Genomic DNA, 16,558 nt, shown 5'->3' on the forward strand with positions numbered 1-16,558 from the left:
GGCGTCGACGCCGGCGCCGGCGCGGGCGGCGCGGGCGGCGCGGGCGGAATGGCAGCGGCCACGGGCGGCTCCTTTCCGGCAGGGTCTGGACTTCTCAGTTATGAACCGCTAACCTGAATTTTCGGTTAGGGATCACTAACTGTATCGGATGTCCGGCGAGCTGTCTCCTGTTGTGAAACACCGGGGGCCGCGCGGCGGGCATGCTCGAACGGGAAGCTGTCGATGGAGACACTCGCGAGTCGGATCGACCCGACCAGCCCGGCATTCGCCGAGAATGAGGCGGCCCAGCGCGCCCTCGTCGCCGACCTCAGGAACCGGCTCGCCGTCGCGGCCCTCGGCGGCCCGGAGGCTTCCCGGCAACGCCACCTCGCCCGCGGCAAGCTCCTGCCCCGTGAACGCATCGACACCCTCCTCGACCCCGGCAGCCCGTTCCTCGAGATCTCCCCGCTCGCCGCGAACGGGCTCTACCAGGACGCCAGCCCCGGCGCCGGGATCATCGCGGGGATCGGCCTCGTGCACGGCCGCCCGGTGCTCGTCATCTCCAACGACGCCACCGTCAAGGGCGGCACCTATTACCCGATGACGGTCAAGAAGCACCTCCGCGCACAGGAGATCGCCCTCGAGAACCGGCTGCCCTGCGTCTACCTCGTCGACTCCGGCGGAGCGTTCCTGCCGATGCAGGACGACGTCTTCCCCGACCGCGACCATTTCGGCCGCATCTTCTACAACCAGGCCCGGATGTCCGCGGCGAAGATCCCGCAGATCGCCTCGGTGATGGGGTCCTGCACCGCGGGCGGCGCCTACGTGCCGGCGATGAGCGACGAGACGGTCATCGTGCGCGGGCAGGGCACCATCTTCCTCGGCGGGCCGCCGCTGGTGAAGGCGGCGATCGGCGAGATCGTCACCGCGGAGGAGCTCGGCGGCGGCGAACTGCACGCGAAGACGTCCGGTGTCACCGACCACCTCGCCGAGAACGACAGGCACGCCCTGCAGATCGTGCGCGACATCGTCGGCACCCTGCCTGGCCCCCTCGCCCCGGCCTGGACCGTGCGGCCCGCCGTCGCCCCCGCGGCAGACGAGGCGGAGATCTACGGCGTCGTCCCCGTCGACGTGCAGGGCCGCTACGACGTGCACGAGGTGATCGCCCGGCTCGTCGACGGCAGCGAGTTCCACGAGTTCAAGAAGGACTACGGCACCACCCTGATCACCGGCTTCGCGCACCTTTACGGCCACCCCGTCGGCATCGTCGCCAACAACGGCGTGCTCTTCTCGGAGTCGGCGCAGAAGGGCGCCCACTTCATCGAGCTCTGCGACCAGCGCGGCATCCCGCTCGTCTTCCTGCAGAACATCTCCGGCTTCATGGTCGGGCGGGACTACGAGGCAGGCGGCATCGCCAAGCACGGCGCCAAGATGGTCACCGCGGTCGCCACCGCCCGGGTGCCCAAGCTCACCGTCGTGATCGGCGGGTCCTTCGGCGCCGGCAACTACTCCATGTGCGGCCGGGCGTACTCGCCGCGGTTCCTCTGGATGTGGCCCGGCAGCCGCATCTCGGTGATGGGCGGGCCGCAGGCGGCCGCCGTGCTCGCCACCGTCAAACGCGAGCAGCTCGAGGGCGCCGGCGAGGAATGGTCGGCGGAGGCAGAGGCCAGGTTCAAGGCGCCGATCACCGAGCAGTACGACCATCAGGGCAGCCCGTACTATTCGACGGCGAGGCTCTGGGACGACGGTGTCATCGACCCCGCCGACACCCGCACGGTGCTGGGCCTCGCCCTCGGCGTCGTCGCCGCCTCACCGCTACCCGAGACCGCCTTCGGTCTCTTCCGGATGTGACAGCGATCATGACGACCTTCGACACCGTGCTCGTGGCCAACCGCGGCGAGATCGCCTGCCGCATCATCCGCACCCTCACGAGGCTCGGCATCCGCTCGGTCGCCGTCTACAGCGACGCCGACCGCGGCGCCCGGCATGTGGCGCTGGCGGATGTCGCGGTGCGGCTCGGCCCGGCCCGGGCCCAGCTGAGCTACCTGAACTCCGATGCCATCCTTGCGGCCGCCCGCACGACCGGCGCCCAGGCGATCCACCCCGGCTACGGCTTCCTCAGCGAGAACCAGGCCTTCGCGGAGGCCTGCGCCGCCGCGGGCGTCGTCTTCATCGGGCCGGGCGTGCACGCCCTCACGGTGATGGGCGACAAGATCCGCTCGAAGAACCACGTCGCCGGCTCCGGCGTACCCGTCATCCCCGGGGTGTCCCTGCCCGGCCAGACCGACGCGCAGCTGATCGCCGCGGCGCCGGGCATCGGCTACCCGATGCTGATCAAGCCGTCGGCCGGTGGCGGCGGCAAGGGAATGCAACTCGTGGAGCGCCCTGACGACCTCGCGGCGGCACTGGTGACCGCCCGGCGGGTGGCCGCGGCCGCGTTCGGCGACGACACCCTCCTGATCGAACGCTTCGTCGTCGCCCCCCGGCACATCGAGGTGCAGGTGCTCGCCGATGCCCACGGCGGCGTCATCCACCTCGGCGAACGCGAATGCTCGCTGCAGCGCAGGCACCAGAAGGTGATCGAGGAGGCGCCGTCGCCGCTCCTGGACGACGCCACCCGGGCCCGGATCGGCGAGGCCGCCTGCGCGGCCGCCCGCAGCGTGGACTACACCGGCGCCGGCACGGTCGAATTCCTCGTCTCCGACGCGTCGCCGGACGAGTTCTTCTTCATGGAGATGAACACCCGGCTCCAGGTGGAGCATCCCGTCACCGAGCTGGTCACCGGCATCGACCTGGTCGAATGGCAGGTGCGGGTGGCCGCGGGGGAGCGGCTGGCCCACCGCCAGGAGGACGTGGTGCTGACCGGGCACGCGATCGAGGCCCGGGTCTACGCGGAGAACCCGGAGCGCGGCTTCCTGCCGACCACCGGCACCGTGCTCGCCCTCCGGGAGGCCACCGGCGACGGCATCCGGGTGGACAGCGCCCTCACGGCCGGTCTCGTCGTGTCCGCCGACTACGACCCGATGCTCGCCAAGGTGATCGCCTGGGCTCCCGACCGGGCCGGTGCGCTGGCCCGGCTCGACCGCGCGCTCGCCGACACCCTCGTGCTCGGCCTGCGCACCAACCTGGAGTACCTCCGGCTGCTCGTGCAGGACGCCGACGTGGCCGCCGGCCGCCTCGACACCGGCCTGATCGAGCGCAAGCTCCCCGGGCTCGCGTTTCGCGCCGCAGACGACCACGTGCTGGCGGCCGCCGCCTTGTTCCTGCACCGGGCCGCCTGGTCCGTTCCGCCGGGCTCCGACCTGGCCTGGTCCCGGCCGACGGGGTGGCGGATGGGCCCGCACCTGCCCGCCCGGTACGTCCTGGCCACGAGCGCGACCGAGTCGGTCACCGTGGCGGTCGAGGGCTCGCCGAGCGGGGCATCCGTCTCGATCGACGGACGGCCGGCCGTGCCGGCGAGCCTCGCCCCGGCGCACGCCCGGGACGGCGCCTTCGGCGTCGAGGTCGACGGGGTCCTGCGGATGCTCTCCATCGCCGCCGACGGCGCCTTCGGCGTCGAGGTCGACGGGGTCCTGCGGATGCTCTCCATCGCCGCCGACGGCGCCCGGCTCTGGATCGGCGGCGACGGCTTCTCGGCCGACCTCGTGCACCGCACGGGCGCGGAGACCCTGGCCGACGAACTCGCCGGCCTGGGCCAGGTCGCGGGCGCGGCCGACCCCGACGTGCGCACGCCGATGCCCGGCACCGTCGTCGCCGTGCACGCGGAGAACGGCGCCCTCGTCGACGTGGGGCAGGCCATCCTCACCGTGGAGGCCATGAAGATGGAGCACCAGCTCACCGCGGCCACCGCGGGAATCCTCACCGTCACCCTCAAACCCGGCGACCTGGTCACACTCGACCAGATCGTCGCCACCGTCACCGCCGCGCCCGAACCGGGTGTGCCAGGGCCGGACACCACCACCGTCAACGCAGACAAGGGAGCCCCAGAATGAGCTACGAACTGACCGAGGAGAACCGGAAGCTGCAGGCCATGGTGCGCGACTTCGCCGACACGGTCGTCGCTCCCGCCGCCTACGAGTACGACACCAAGCGCGCCCTGCCCTACGGCATCATCGCCGAGATGGGGGAGATGGGCCTGTTCGGACTGCCGTTCCCGACCGAGTACGGCGGGCAGGGCCGGGACTACTTCGCCCTCTGCCTCGCGGTCGAACAGCTCGCGCGCGTCGACCAGAGCATCGCGGTCACCCTCGAGGCCGGCGTCGGCCTCGGCATCATGCCGGTGTACCGCCGGGGCACCGAGGAACAGAAGCAGGAGTGGGTGCCGCGCCTGGCCAGCGGGTCGGCGCTCGCCGCGTTCGGTCTGACCGAGGCGGAGGCCGGGTCGGACGCCGCGGGCACCAGGACCACCGCAACCCTCGACGGCGGGGAATGGGTGATCAACGGCACCAAGCAGTTCATCACCAACTCGGGGTCCGAGATCACCCGGCTGGTCACCGTCACCGCGGTCACCGGCGTAGAGACCCGGCCGGACGGCTCGGTCAAGAAGGAGCTCACGGCGATCCTCGTGCCGACGCCCACGCCCGGCTTCACCGCGCTCCCCGCCTACGACAAGGTCGGCTGGCACACCTCCGACACCCACCCGCTCGTCTTCGACGACGTGCGCGTGCCGGAGGCGAACCTGCTCGGCGAACGAGGCCGCGGCTTCGCGAACTTCGTGCAGACGCTCGACGAGGGCCGGATCGCCTTCGCCGCGCTCTGCACCGGGGCCGCAGCCGGCTGCCTCGAGGAATCCATCCGCTACGCGAACAGCCGCAACGTGTTCGGCCGGTCGATCGGGTCCAACCAGCACATCGCCTTCAAGATCGCCCGGATGCAGGCCCGGGTGCACACCGCCCGCCTCGCCTGGCAGGACGCGGCGCTGAAAATGGTGAACGGGCAGCCCTTCAAAATGGAGGCGTCCATTGCCAAGATGGTGGGCAGCGAAGCGGCGATGGACAACGCCCGCGACGCCACCCAGATCTTCGGCGGCTACGGGTTCATGAACGAGAACCCGGTGGCCAGGCACTACCGCGACTCCAAGGTGCTGGAACTGGGCGAGGGCACCACCGAGGTTCAGCTCATGGTCATCTCCCGGGCGCTGGGCTTCACGGGTTAGGAAGGGACACGGATGACCGACGAACGCCGCAGCATCGAACAGCGCGGCCTGTACTACGAGGAGTTCGACCCCGACGTGCGCTACCTGCACCGGCCGGGCCGCACGGTCACCGAGGCCGACAATGTGCTCTTCACCACGCTCACCATGAACACGCAGGCGCTGCACCTGGACGCGGCCTGGTCGGCAACCCAGCCGTTCGGGCAGCGGCTGGTCAACTCCATGTTCACCCTGTCGACCCTGGTCGGCAGCTCGGTCGCCCAGCTCACCCAGGGCACCATCGTGGCCAACCTCGGCTTCGCGGAGGTGACCTTCCCGCATCCGCTGTTCCACGGTGACACGCTCTACTCGGAGACCATCGTGACCGGCAAGCGGTTGTCCGCGTCCCGGCCGGGCCAGGGGGTCGTCACGCTCGGTCACACCGGCCGAAACCAGTCGGGCGACGTCGTGGCCACGGCCGTGCGCACGGTGCTGGTCTGGTGCGAGGAGGCAGCCCCATGAGCTTCGACCTCGGGCCGGCGCTCCTGTTCTGCCCGGCCGACCGCCCCGACCGGTACCGCAAGGCGGCCGACCGGGCCGACGCGGTGATCATCGACCTCGAAGACGCCATCCTGCCCGCCAACCGGGCCAGGGCCAGGGGTGCGCTGATCGGGCATCCGCTCGACCCGGAACGCACCATCGTGCGGGTCAACCCGGTCGGCACCCCCGACTTCGCCCTCGACCTCGCGGCCCTGGCGGAGACCGCGTACCGGATCGTGATGCTGCCCAAGACCGTGGACGCGTCGCAGCTGCGCCAGCTGGCCAGGTTCGAGGTTGTCGCTCTCTGCGAGACCGCGGCCGGAGTGCTCGCGGCTCCCTCGATCGCGGCCGAACCGAACGTCGTCGCCCTGATGTGGGGCGCGGACGACCTGGTGGCCTCGCTCGGCGGGAGCTCGAGCCGGTTCGCCGACGGCAGCTACCGGGCCATCGCCCGGCACGCGCGGTCGGCCGTGCTGCTGGCCGCCGGGGCACACGGGAAGGCCGCGGTCGACGGAGTGTTCCTGGCCATCCCCGATCTGGCCGGCCTGGCGGCCGAGGTCGCCGACGCCGTGGCGAGCGGCTTCCGGGCCACGGCGTGCATCCACCCCAGCCAGGTGGCCGTGATCCGGGATGCCTACCGGCCGACGGCCGACGAGGTGGCCGCGGCCTGGGCGCTCCTCGAAGCGGCCGCGAGCGAGGACGGCGTGTTCGCGTACCAGGGCCGGATGATTGACTCGCCGCTCCTCAGGCACGCCGAGGCGGTGCTGCGGCGGGCGGCGCCGACCGACCCGAGCGGGGCCGTGACCGACTGAGCCCCCGATGGCTGGGAAAGCGCACATCTTCAGCCGAACGTGACGCCGTCCTGTCTGATCTCGGTGCGGAAGGATCCGCCGGGACGCGGGTCCTTCTCCCGCACGCGTCAGATCTCCGGTGCGGGAACCCAGCGCGGCGGGCAGCGCATCCGGCCTCGCTATGCGCTCAGGAGAGACTTGATCTGCTTGAGTTCTTCCTGGTGGACAGACGCCTGCATGTCAAGGTCGTATCGGGTCTGGAGGTTCATCCAGAATCGATCGGATGTGCCCAATGCTCGTGCCAGGCGAAGCGCCGTGTCCGGGCTGATTCCCCGCTTGCCGTGAACGATCTCGTTGATTCGGCGCGGGGGCACCGCGATCGCCCGGGCGAGCCGGTATTGACTGATGCCCAGCGGATTCAGGAACTCGTCGAGAAGAATCTCTCCGGGGTGAATGGACTCGTGTGCGGTAGCCACGATAGCTCCTCTCAGTGATAGTCGGTGATTTCGACATCCGTTGGTCCGGCGGACGTCCAGGTGAAACAGATGCGCCATTGGTCATTGACACGGATGCTGTGCTGGCCCTTGCGGTTGCCTTGCAGCTGTTCGAGTCGGTTTCCAGGTGGGACACGCAGATCGTTGATGGTTTCAGCGGCGTCGAGTATGAGTAGCTTGCGATTCGCAACTCGTTGCAGGTCGGGGCTGAACTTGCGCACGTGAGCACGCTGCCAGACGTGCTCGGTGTCCTTCTCCGCGAACGACTGGATCACACGTCAAGCATAACGCGCAGCGTTATTGTCTTCAAGAGGCGGCCGTCAAGAAAGTGCACGGTCTACCCAGGCCGCTGTTCGGCGAGATTCGCGTTCGGTCGAGTCTCGGAGCAATGTCTCGCACGCTCCTGGCCGGAGCATCGTGCGCATCGCGAGGACGCTCGGCACCCACTATCGCCGGTTTCGCGCAGTCACGCAGGCATGGTCAGGCGGCGCTGGCGGCGAGGGTCTTCTCGATCGCCCGCACGATCTCGTCCGACTCCGGTTCGACGGTCGAGGCGAACCGGTCGACGATCTCGCCGGTCGGGCTCACCAGGAACTTCTCGAAGTTCCACTTGATCAGGCCGGGCAGCAGGCCGCTCTTGAACCTGGTGAGCTGGGCGTAGAGCGGATGCTGTTGCTTGCCACGCACATCCACCTTCTCGGTCAGCGGGAAGGTCACACCGAAGTTCAGCTGGCAGAATGCCTCGATCGACGCCTCGTCGCCGGGCTCTTGCCCCATGAACTGGTTGCTCGGCAGGCCGAGCACGACCAGTCCGGCATCCGCGTACTTCTCGTACAGTGCCTCAAGGCCGGCGTACTGCGGGGTGAACCCGCATTTGGAGGCGACGTTGACGACCAGGACCGTCTTTCCCCTGAACTGCCCGAAGGTGGTTTCGGTGCCGTCGATGAGGGTGAGCGGGGTTTCGTAGAGTGCGGTGGCTGCCATCCCACGAGGCTAGTGGTGCACCCTCGGAGATGGCTGGGCAGCAGCCGAGGGAACGTGACGGGGGAGCGCGACCGGCCCCTCGGCCCGTCGCTCGCGGCCCGGTGCGGTAGACTGGAGAGTCGCCGTCATCGCGCCTGGCCGGCATCGGCAGCCGCCAGGTCGCGCCGCCGCCACCACTGCGTCGGCCCCGGGCGCCGTTGCCCCTCGGGCGGCCAGCCCGGGCACGTTCCCCAGGACGAGGCGCGAATCCAGACTTTGCACCACCCGTTCACCAGGGCCGCACGCCGGTCCCCCTACCGAGACCTGACTGCCTTGCGCGCGGTCTCACCCTGAGAAATGAGTTTCATTGACCAAGCACCAGCTTGACCTGTCCACGCCCCCGGCACTGCCGAAGCGCGGCCTTCGCATCACCCCCCTCGGCGGTCTCGGCGAGATCGGCCGCAACATGACCGTCTTCGAGCACAAGGGCAAACTGCTCATCGTCGACTGCGGCGTCCTCTTCCCCGAAGAGACCCAGCCCGGCATCAACGTGATCCTGCCCGACTTCTCGGCCATCCGCGGACGTCTGCAGGACATCGAGGCGATCGTGCTCACCCACGGCCACGAAGACCACATCGGCGGCGTGCCGTACCTCCTGCGCGAGCGCAAGGACATCCCGATCATCGGCTCGGAGCTCACCCTCGCCTTCCTCAGCGCCAAGATGGAAGAACACCGCATCGTCCCGCGACTGGTCCAGGTCAAGGAAGGGCAGCGCCGCAAGGCCGGCCCGTTCGACCTCGAGTTCCTCGCCGTCAACCACTCCATCCCCGACGGGCTCGCCATCGCGATCCGCACCGAAGCCGGCCTGGTGCTCGCCACCGGCGACTTCAAGATGGACCAGTTCCCACTGGACAACCGCCTCACCGACCTGCCCGGCTTCGCCAGGCTCGGCGAGGAGGGCGTCGACCTGTTCATGACCGACTCGACCAACGCCGAGGTCCCCGGCTTCACGATGACCGAGGAAGACATCCGCCCGGCCATCGACTCCGTCTTCCGCACCGCGCCGCGCCGGATCATCGTGTCCAGCTTCGCAAGCCACGTGCACCGCATCCAGCAGGTCATCGACGCCGCCGCACGGCACAACCGCAAGGTCGCCTTCGTCGGCCGCTCCATGGTGCGCAACATGGCCATCGCCGAGAAGCTCGGATTCCTCAAGGTGCCCAAGGGCCTGATCGTCGACGTCAAGGCGTTCGACCGGATGAAGGACGATAAGGTGGTGCTCATCTGCACCGGCTCGCAGGGCGAGCCGATGGCCGCGCTGTCGCGGATGGCGAACCGGGAACACCAGATCAAGATCGGCGAGGGCGACACCGTGCTCCTGGCCAGCTCGCTGATCCCGGGCAACGAGAACTCGATCTACCGGGTCATCAACGGCCTCACCCGCTGGGGCGCGAACGTCGTGCACAAGGGCAATGCCCGGGTGCACGTCTCCGGCCACGCCAGCGCAGGCGAACTCGTGTACTGCTACAACCTCGTCAAGCCCAAGAACGTCATGCCGATCCACGGCGAATGGCGCCACCTCAAGGCCAACGGCGAACTGGCCGTGCGCACCGGCATCCCGGAGGAGCAGGTGCTGATCGTCGAGGACGGCGTCGTCGTCGACCTCATCGACGGCCTGGCCAGGATCACCGGCCGCGTCGCCTGCGAACTCGTCTTCGTCGACGGCATGACCGGCAACGGCGGAGTCACCGTCGGCAGCGGCGCCACCGAGGAAGCCCTCGCCGACCGCCTGCAGCTCTCCAACGACGGCGCCGTGACCATCCTCGGAATCCTGGACACCCGCACCGGTGTGCTCACCGAACCGGTCGAGTTCATCGCGCGCGGCTTCGTGCAGGACAGGGAATGGATCGCCGGCGCGACCAAGTCGATCGACGACGCACTCCGCGCAGCCAACAAGATCAAGATCGTCGACGGGCCGGAGCTCGAGGAGATCTTCACCCAGAGCGTGACCCGGTGGACGCAGCGCAAGTACCGCCGCATCCCGGTGATCACCTCGGTCGTCGTCGACGCGTGAGCGGATGCCGCCGGGCGCCCAGCCCGGCGGCCGCCGTCTTCGCCGAACCCGGAAGTGATGTTGCCCCATGAGTACTGAACTGCCCAGCCGTAAGAAGGCGCGTCGAACGCGTCGCCGGTCGACCGTGTTGATCTCCGTCGGCGTCATCGTGGCGCTGCTCGCGACGACCGTGGTCGCCTTCGTCGTGAGCCTGCCGGACGACCTGGTCATCGGCCGACTGTCGCAGAAGAGCAACGTCTACGCCACCAGGAGTGACGGCACGCCGCAGCTGCTTGCGTCGTTCTACGACCAGAACCGGGTCGAGGTCGCCTCGGATGCGATCAGCCCGTTCGTGAAGGACGCGGCGACCTCCGCCGAGGATCCCGGCTTCTATGACCACGGCGGCGTCGACATCTGGGGGACCGTCGCCGGGCTCGTGTCCACCCTGGTGACCGGGACGGCGCGCGGCGGGTCCTCGATCACCCAGCAGTACGTGAAGAACGTTCTCGTGCAGAAGTGCGAAACCCTGGCCGACGACAAGAAACGAACCGGCTGCTACGACACTGCCACGGAGACCAGCCCCGACCGCAAACTCAAGGAAATGAGCCTCGCGATCGGCCTGGAGAAGAAGTCTTCCAAGGCCGACATCCTCCGGCAGTACCTGAACATCACCGGCTTCGGCGGGTCCGTCTACGGCATCGAAGCGGCCGCCAATTACTACTTCAACACGACGGCCGCCGCGCTGACCCTGTCGCAGGCGGCGAGCCTTGTGGCGATCGTCAACAACCCGGTGAAGTTCCAGCTCGACAAGCCGGAGAGCGCCACCAACGGTGTGGCCAACGGCTACGCGGCCAACAAGGAGCGGCGGGACTACATCCTCGGCGAGATGCTGACGCACAAGAAGATCAGCACGGCCGACCACGATGCCGCGCTCAATGAGCCGATCACCCCTGCCATCACCGAGCCGAGCACGGGCTGTCAGACCGCGGCCGGCAGCGCCTACTTCTGCGATCTGGTGCTGCGGACGCTGCGCAACGACCCGGCATTCGGCGCGAATCGCGCCACCCGGCTGGCCAACTTCCGGCTCGGCGGCTACGACGTGTACACGACCCTCGACCTCGACCTGCAGTCTGCCGCCGAGACCACCATGGCCGAGAACGTCCCGAAGTCCTACGAGGACTGGGATGTCGGCGGCGTCATCTCGAGCGTGGGCGTCGGCACCGGGCGGGTGCTCGCGATGAGCCAGAACAAGGACTACACCCAGGATCCGGCCGTGGCCGCCGCCAACCCCAATGCCACCGGCATCAACTTCAACACCGACTATGCCCAGGGCGGGTCGAAGGGATTCCAGACCGGGTCGACCTACAAGGTCTTCACCCTGGCCGAATGGCTCAAGGAGGGCAACTCCCTGGCCGACTCGGTCAGTTCCCGGCAGCGCTCGGATTGGGGCGTGTTCCAGGACAGCTGCAGCGGGCCCCAGGAATACGGCACGAGCTTCGACCCGAACAACGACGCATCCTACGAGAACGGGTCATACTACTCCGCCCTCCAGTCGACGATCAGTTCGATCAACACCGGATTCATCGGGATGGCGAAGAAACTCGACCTGTGCGGCATCCGCAAGACGGCTGAGGCCTTCGGGGTGCACCGGGCCGACGGGGACCCGCTCCAGCAGGGTGCTGCGTCGGTTCTCGGCACCAACGAGATCGCACCCCTCACGATGGCGGCCGCGTACGCCGGGATAGCCAACAACGGGACCACCTGCACCCCGATCCTGATCGACCGGATCGTCGGGCCGGACGGCGCGGAGATCCCCGCCCCGAAGTCGGCCTGCACGCAATCCGTCACCCCTGACGTCGCCGCCGCGATGGCCTATGCGATGCAGCGGGTGATGACCAGCGGCACGGGGTCGACTTCGAACTGGCGGACCGACCCGGAGGTGCCGATGATCGGCAAGACCGGCACCACCGACGAGAACAAGGACACCTGGATGGCCGGGGCGAGCACCAAGGTCGCCACCGTCGTCGGCGTCGTCACCGTGGCCGGCACCGGGGAAGACCAGCGGGAAACGTACTTCGACAATGGCGAGGCGGCATCCGCCCGGCACCGGATGTGGCCCGATGTGATGAGCGCCGCCAACAAGAAATTCGGCGGCGACGAGTTCCCCGACCCGCCGCGGAGCATGACCCGCTGACCTGCTGCGCTTCGCCACGCGGGAGCGGGGGTCAGTGGGCGGCGGCAACCTCCGGGCTGCCCGTGGCGAGGTCTTCCAACAGCAGCTCGGGGTGGTCGCGCACCGTGTTGCGCAGCCGCCAGACAGTGCTGAACAGCGCCAGGAGGGTCCCGTCCGAGCGCATCAGCACCTCGACCTGCCGGTCGTGGCCGAGGATCTCGGCGCTCTCCCGGTCGGTGCGCCTGGCGATCTGGTACGGCAGGGCCTCCGAACGGATGGCGGCGCCGAAGTCGTGGGTCATCCGCTCCTCGACGACCTCGAACTGCATCGGGCCGACCGCGCCGAGCACGGGGGCCTGGTCGCCGCGCAGCTCGGATCGCATCACCTGGATGACGCCCTCGTGGTCGAGCTGGTCGATCCCGCGGCGGAACTGCTTGTGCTTGCTGGTGTCGGCCGAGCGCACCACCCGGAAGTGCTCAGGGGCGAACATCGGCAGCGGCGGGTACTCGACCGGGTCGCCCTCGAAGATCGAGTCGCCCACCCGCAGGGCCGAGGCGTTGACCAGGCCGACGATGTCGCCGGGCCAGGCCTCGTCGGCCACCTCGCGTTCGCGACCGAACAGGTGCTGCGCGTACTTCGTGGCGAACGGCCGCCCGCTGGCCGCGTGGGTGACGATCATCCCGCGGCGGAACTGGCCGGAGCAGACGCGCACGAACGCGACGTGATCCCGGTGCGAGGCGTTCATGCCCGACTGCACCTTGAAGACGAAGCCGGAGAACGCGCTGCCGACGGGCCGGTGGCTGCCGGAGGCGTCCTCGCGGGCCTCGGCGGCCGGAGCGAAGTCGACGAGCGTGTCGAGGATGTGCTGCACCCCGAAGCCCAGCACGGCGGCGGCGAAGAGCACCGGGGTGGTCTCGTTGGCCAGGAACCGGGCCTCGTCGTGGTCCTGGTTCTCCTCGGCGAGCAGCTCCGACTCCTCGGTCGCGGTCAGCCAGGCGTCGCCCTCGTCGGCGGCGGCGACGGCAGCGCTGACCCGTTCGGGAGCGGCGGCCTTCGCGCCGCCGGCGGTTCGGGTGAATCGCACGAACTCGTGGCTGGAACGGTCGATCACTCCGCGGAAGTCCCCGGCGATCCCGACCGGCCAGGTCAGGGGAGTGGGGATGAGGCCGGTGCGCCGGCGGATCTCGTCCATCAGGTCGAGCGCCTCCGCGCCCGGGCGGTCCCACTTGTTGATCACGGTGATCACGGGGAGGTTGCGCTGGCGGCACACCTCGAAGAGTTTCATGGTCTGCACCTCGAGACCCTTGCTCGCGTCCACGAGCATGACGGCGGCGTCGACGGCCGACAGCACGCGGAAGGTGTCCTCGGAGAAGTCGGCGTGGCCGGGGGTGTCGACGAGGTTGATCACGGCGTCGCGATACTCGAACTGGATCGCCGCGCTCGTCACCGAGATGCCGCGAGCCTGCTCCATCGCCATCCAGTCGGACACCGTGCCACGGCGGCCGGCCTTGCCGTGGGTGGCCCCGGCCGTGGTGATGGCGCGCGCGTGCAGTAGCAGCGCCTCGGTGAGCGTTGACTTCCCCGCGTCGGGGTGGGAGATCACGGCGAACGTGCGGCGTCGTCGAGCCTCGGTCAGTACCTCGGGCGCGGACAGGCCGGTGGGCTGCGTCATGGATCCTTCTTTCACGGGCGATTCGGGCAGGCGGAGGCGACGCCTCTGCGGCGGCCAGGTCAAAATCGTCCCCCTCCAACTCTAACTTGACCCGCGAGCGGGGGCGTTTCGCGGTTGAGGCCCCACGGTTTGGTAACGGTTCGGGCGTGTCCTTTGCCTGAGTGGGTGTGGGGGTTATTGTCGGCAGTGAGCGGAGGGAATGACGGATGCCCCGACCGGCCACGCACGGATACGGCACGCGGACCGCGAGCGCGCCGCCCACCGGACCGGCAGCGTTGCAGGGCCCGCCGGCCATTTCCCGTCCCGTCCCCCTTCCCGTGCCGGTCCCCGGCTCCGTCCAGTCCCTGCCGACCCCGCGTTCACTGCGCCGCACCATCGCCGACACCGACCTCACTGTCCACCCGCTCGCCCTCGGCACGAGCGTGTTCGGCTGGACGGCCGACGGGGAGACCAGTGCCCGCGTGCTCGACCGGCACCGCGACCTCGGCGGCAACTTCCTCGACACAGCCGACAGCTACACCTCCGGGCGCAGCGAGGTGATCGTCGGGAACTGGCTGCGGTCCCGCGGCGCACGCGAGCACACCGTGATCGCCACCAAGATCGGGAAGAACCGGGACAATCCCGGGCTGTCGTCGCGCAGCATCATCGGCGCCGTGCAGGCCTCGCTCGACCGGCTCGGCACCGACTACATCGACCTGCTGCACTTCCACTTCGACGACCCGACCGTTCCCCTGGAGGAGAGCCTCGGCGCCGTCGACGTGCTCATCCGCAGCGGCCAGGTGCGCTACCTCGCCGCATCCAATTTCTCGGCCGAACGGCTGATGGAGGCCCGGGTGCTCGCCGCCAACGGCCTGCCCAGGTTCGCGGCGCTGCAGACCCAGTACAGCCTGCTCCACCGTGCGCCGTTCGAGTCATCGCTTGCCCTGGTCACCCAGGCGCAGGGCATGTCGGTGCTGCCGTACTTCGCGCTCGCACACGGCTTCCTGGCCGGCCGCTACCGGTCGAAGGCCGACCTGCAGAAGACGACCCGCGCGGCCCGCGCCGCCAAATACCTCTCCCGCACCGGCCTGCGGATGCTCGCGGTCGTCGACCGCATCGCCGAGGAGCACGCCGTGGCCCCGGCGACGATCGCGATCGCCTGGCTCCTCGCCCGCGGCCAGGTCCTCGCCCCGGTGGCCAGCGCCAGCCACCCCGACCAGGTGGAGGCGCTCGTGGCCGCCGCCGGCATCCGTCTCACCCGCGGCGACATGGTGGACCTGGACCGGGTGTCGGCGTAGCGCGCGCCCCGCAGGGGAGCGGGTCGCCCGCGGGCGCGAGTCGGGCCTCCGCCGGGTCGGCGCGGTGACGTAGGGTGGGGGAGATATGAACGGTGCCGTTGAGTTTCCCCTGGACCTGGCCGAACTCTCCTTCCGAGCGGCCGGGGAGTCCCTCGTGCGCCGCAGCGTGCTCCCGAGCGGGGTGCGCATCGTCAGCGAGCATGTGCCCGGCAGCCGCAGCCTGACCATCGGTTACTGGGTCGCGGTCGGCTCCCGCGATGAGGAGCCCGGCCACTTCGGGTCGACCCATTTCCTGGAGCACCTCCTGTTCAAGGGCACGGCGAAGCGCACCGCGCTGGACATCGCGGTCGCCTTCGACTCCGTCGGCGGCGAGCACAACGCCATGACCGCCAAGGAATACACCTGCTACTACGCCAAGGTGCAGGACCGCGACCTGGCGATGGCGGTCGAAGTGCTCACCGACATGCTCACCTCGTCGCTGCTCGACCCGGTCGAGTTCGAGAACGAACGCGGCGTGATCCTCGAAGAACTGGCCATGGCAGACGACGACCCGTCCGACGTCGCGAACGAACGGTTCTTCGAGGCCGTGATGGGCGACCATCCGCTCGGCCGGCCGATCGGAGGCAGCCCCGACACGATCCGCAACGCCACCCACACCGCCGTGCAGGAGCACTACCGGGCCAACTACCGGCCCCAGGACCTCGTCGTCACGGTGGCCGGGGCGGTCGACCACGATGTGCTCGTCGCGGCAGTCACCCGCGCGCTGGCCCTGGCCGGCTGGGACCTGAGCGAGTACGCAGCCCCCGTCGGCCGTCGCTCCGGCAACCCGGCGAGCATCAGCCAGGGTGCCCGGCTCACGATCGTGCCGCGACCCCTCGAGCAGGCCAACCTGCTGATGGGGTTCCCCGGTCTCCTCGCCAGCGACGACCGTCGCGTCACCATGAGCGTGCTGAACTCCATCTTCGGCGGCGGCATGTCCTCCCGACTGTTTCAGGAGGTGCGGGAAAAGCGCGGCCTGGCCTACTCGGTCTATTCCTTCGCCCCGGGCTACTCCGACGCCGGGCTGTTCGGCATGTACGCCGGCTGCACGCCGGCGAAGGCCGGCCAGGTTGCCGAGCTCATGCTCAGCGAGCTGCACCGGCTCGCCGAGCACGGCGTCACCGCCGACGAGATGAAGCGGGCGTCGGGCCAGCTGTCCGGGGCATCCGCCCTCGCCCTCGAAGACTCAGACACCCGGATGTCCCGGCTGGGCCGCTCCGAGATCACCCTCGGCGAGTTCGTCGACCTCGACGAGGCGCTCCGGCGCCTCGCGCTGGTCACCGCCGCGGACGTGCAGCAGCTGGCCTACGACCTGGTCGCCGGCCCGCTGTCGATCGCGGCCGTCGGCGCGCTGGAACCCGACGCCTTCGCGGCAATCATGCCTGACCCGATCCGCTCCTGACTCCCCATTGACCGACCCCGGCGCGGAAGCCGGCACCCTGCGCC

13 protein-coding genes are annotated in these 16,558 nt (G+C 69.5%); 9 read left to right on the top strand and 4 right to left on the bottom strand.

Annotated features, from left to right (window positions below; translation table 11 throughout):
- Positions 1 to 222 precede the first annotated feature (222 nt).
- From E3T48_RS10305 to E3T48_RS10325, 5 genes are read left to right on the top strand one after another with little or no spacing between them, the layout of a single operon-like run.
- The gene (locus E3T48_RS10305) at positions 223 to 1,830 is read left to right on the top strand and encodes a carboxyl transferase domain-containing protein (protein ID WP_134523973.1); all 1,608 of its coding nucleotides are present in this window, start codon (positions 223 to 225) and stop codon (positions 1,828 to 1,830) included.
- A gap of 8 nt (positions 1,831 to 1,838) precedes the next feature.
- Positions 1,839 to 3,971 (top strand): acetyl/propionyl/methylcrotonyl-CoA carboxylase subunit alpha, encoded by a 2,133-nt coding sequence (locus E3T48_RS10310; RefSeq protein WP_134524015.1) that lies wholly within the window; start codon positions 1,839 to 1,841, stop codon positions 3,969 to 3,971.
- Positions 3,968 to 5,134 carry an acyl-CoA dehydrogenase family protein gene (locus tag E3T48_RS10315; RefSeq protein ID WP_134523974.1) on the top strand — a complete coding sequence of 389 codons (1,167 nt, stop codon included), beginning with the start codon at positions 3,968 to 3,970 and terminating at the stop codon, positions 5,132 to 5,134. The genes E3T48_RS10310 and E3T48_RS10315 overlap by 4 nt, the downstream gene beginning before the upstream one ends.
- Positions 5,135 to 5,146: 12 nt before the next feature.
- Positions 5,147 to 5,632 carry a MaoC family dehydratase gene (locus E3T48_RS10320; RefSeq protein WP_134523975.1) on the top strand — a complete coding sequence of 162 codons (486 nt, stop codon included), beginning with the start codon at positions 5,147 to 5,149 and terminating at the stop codon, positions 5,630 to 5,632.
- Complete coding sequence (locus tag E3T48_RS10325) at positions 5,629 to 6,462, top strand: HpcH/HpaI aldolase/citrate lyase family protein (protein ID WP_134523976.1); 834 nt, start codon at positions 5,629 to 5,631, stop codon at positions 6,460 to 6,462. The genes E3T48_RS10320 and E3T48_RS10325 overlap by 4 nt, the downstream gene beginning before the upstream one ends.
- Before the next feature lie 158 nt (positions 6,463 to 6,620).
- On the opposite strand, the gene E3T48_RS10330 is transcribed toward E3T48_RS10325, so the two are convergent.
- From E3T48_RS10330 to E3T48_RS10340, 3 genes are all read right to left on the bottom strand, one after another.
- Positions 6,621 to 6,917, bottom strand: a complete 297-nt coding sequence (locus tag E3T48_RS10330; protein WP_241986761.1) for a HigA family addiction module antitoxin — start codon at positions 6,915 to 6,917, stop codon at positions 6,621 to 6,623.
- Positions 6,918 to 6,928: 11 nt separating this feature from the next.
- Positions 6,929 to 7,210: a type II toxin-antitoxin system RelE/ParE family toxin gene (locus tag E3T48_RS10335; protein WP_134523978.1), complete on the bottom strand. Its 282-nt coding sequence runs from the start codon at positions 7,208 to 7,210 to the stop codon at positions 6,929 to 6,931.
- A 205-nt stretch (positions 7,211 to 7,415) separates the two neighbouring features.
- Entirely contained in the window at positions 7,416 to 7,919 is a 504-nt protein-coding gene (locus E3T48_RS10340) for a glutathione peroxidase (protein ID WP_134523979.1), read from the bottom strand.
- A gap of 346 nt (positions 7,920 to 8,265) precedes the next feature.
- Here E3T48_RS10340 and E3T48_RS10345 point away from each other — a divergent pair, with 346 nt between their 5' ends.
- Complete coding sequence (locus tag E3T48_RS10345; protein ID WP_198417650.1) at positions 8,266 to 9,972, top strand: ribonuclease J; 1,707 nt, start codon at positions 8,266 to 8,268, stop codon at positions 9,970 to 9,972.
- A gap of 67 nt (positions 9,973 to 10,039) precedes the next feature.
- Positions 10,040 to 12,145 (top strand): transglycosylase domain-containing protein, encoded by a 2,106-nt coding sequence (locus E3T48_RS10350; RefSeq protein WP_134523980.1) that lies wholly within the window; start codon positions 10,040 to 10,042, stop codon positions 12,143 to 12,145.
- Positions 12,146 to 12,176: 31 nt separating this feature from the next.
- Here E3T48_RS10350 and E3T48_RS10355 read toward each other — a convergent pair whose 3' ends face one another.
- The gene (locus tag E3T48_RS10355) at positions 12,177 to 13,796 is read right to left on the bottom strand and encodes a peptide chain release factor 3 (protein WP_134523981.1); all 1,620 of its coding nucleotides are present in this window, start codon (positions 13,794 to 13,796) and stop codon (positions 12,177 to 12,179) included.
- Positions 13,797 to 14,002: 206 nt separating this feature from the next.
- On the opposite strand from E3T48_RS10355, the gene E3T48_RS10360 reads away from it, so the two are divergent.
- Together E3T48_RS10360 and E3T48_RS10365 are read left to right on the top strand one after the other, a co-directional pair.
- Positions 14,003 to 15,073: an aldo/keto reductase gene (locus tag E3T48_RS10360; RefSeq protein ID WP_134523982.1), complete on the top strand. Its 1,071-nt coding sequence runs from the start codon at positions 14,003 to 14,005 to the stop codon at positions 15,071 to 15,073.
- Between the two features lie 85 nt (positions 15,074 to 15,158).
- Positions 15,159 to 16,514, top strand: a complete 1,356-nt coding sequence (locus tag E3T48_RS10365; RefSeq protein ID WP_134523983.1) for a M16 family metallopeptidase — start codon at positions 15,159 to 15,161, stop codon at positions 16,512 to 16,514.
- Positions 16,515 to 16,558 lie beyond the last annotated feature (44 nt).

Origin of the sequence: Cryobacterium fucosi (assembly GCF_004403515.1) — a bacterium.
Classification (GTDB): Bacteria; Actinomycetota; Actinomycetes; order Actinomycetales; family Microbacteriaceae; genus Cryobacterium; species Cryobacterium fucosi.

Excerpts from the sequence above, each read along its gene's own strand:
- E3T48_RS10305 (WP_134523973.1), top strand. The coding sequence starts at position 223 with ATGGAGACACTCGCGAGTCGGATCGACCCGACCAGCCCGGCATTCGCC.
- E3T48_RS10310 (WP_134524015.1), top strand. The coding sequence starts at position 1,839 with ATGACGACCTTCGACACCGTGCTCGTGGCCAACCGCGGCGAGATCGCC.
- E3T48_RS10315 (WP_134523974.1), top strand. The coding sequence starts at position 3,968 with ATGAGCTACGAACTGACCGAGGAGAACCGGAAGCTGCAGGCCATGGTG.
- E3T48_RS10320 (WP_134523975.1), top strand. The coding sequence starts at position 5,147 with ATGACCGACGAACGCCGCAGCATCGAACAGCGCGGCCTGTACTACGAG.
- E3T48_RS10325 (WP_134523976.1), top strand. The coding sequence starts at position 5,629 with ATGAGCTTCGACCTCGGGCCGGCGCTCCTGTTCTGCCCGGCCGACCGC.
- E3T48_RS10340 (WP_134523979.1), bottom strand. The coding sequence starts at position 7,919 with ATGGCAGCCACCGCACTCTACGAAACCCCGCTCACCCTCATCGACGGC.
- E3T48_RS10350 (WP_134523980.1), top strand. The coding sequence starts at position 10,040 with ATGAGTACTGAACTGCCCAGCCGTAAGAAGGCGCGTCGAACGCGTCGC.
- E3T48_RS10355 (WP_134523981.1), bottom strand. The coding sequence starts at position 13,796 with ATGACGCAGCCCACCGGCCTGTCCGCGCCCGAGGTACTGACCGAGGCT.
- E3T48_RS10360 (WP_134523982.1), top strand. The coding sequence starts at position 14,003 with ATGCCCCGACCGGCCACGCACGGATACGGCACGCGGACCGCGAGCGCG.
- E3T48_RS10365 (WP_134523983.1), top strand. The coding sequence starts at position 15,159 with ATGAACGGTGCCGTTGAGTTTCCCCTGGACCTGGCCGAACTCTCCTTC.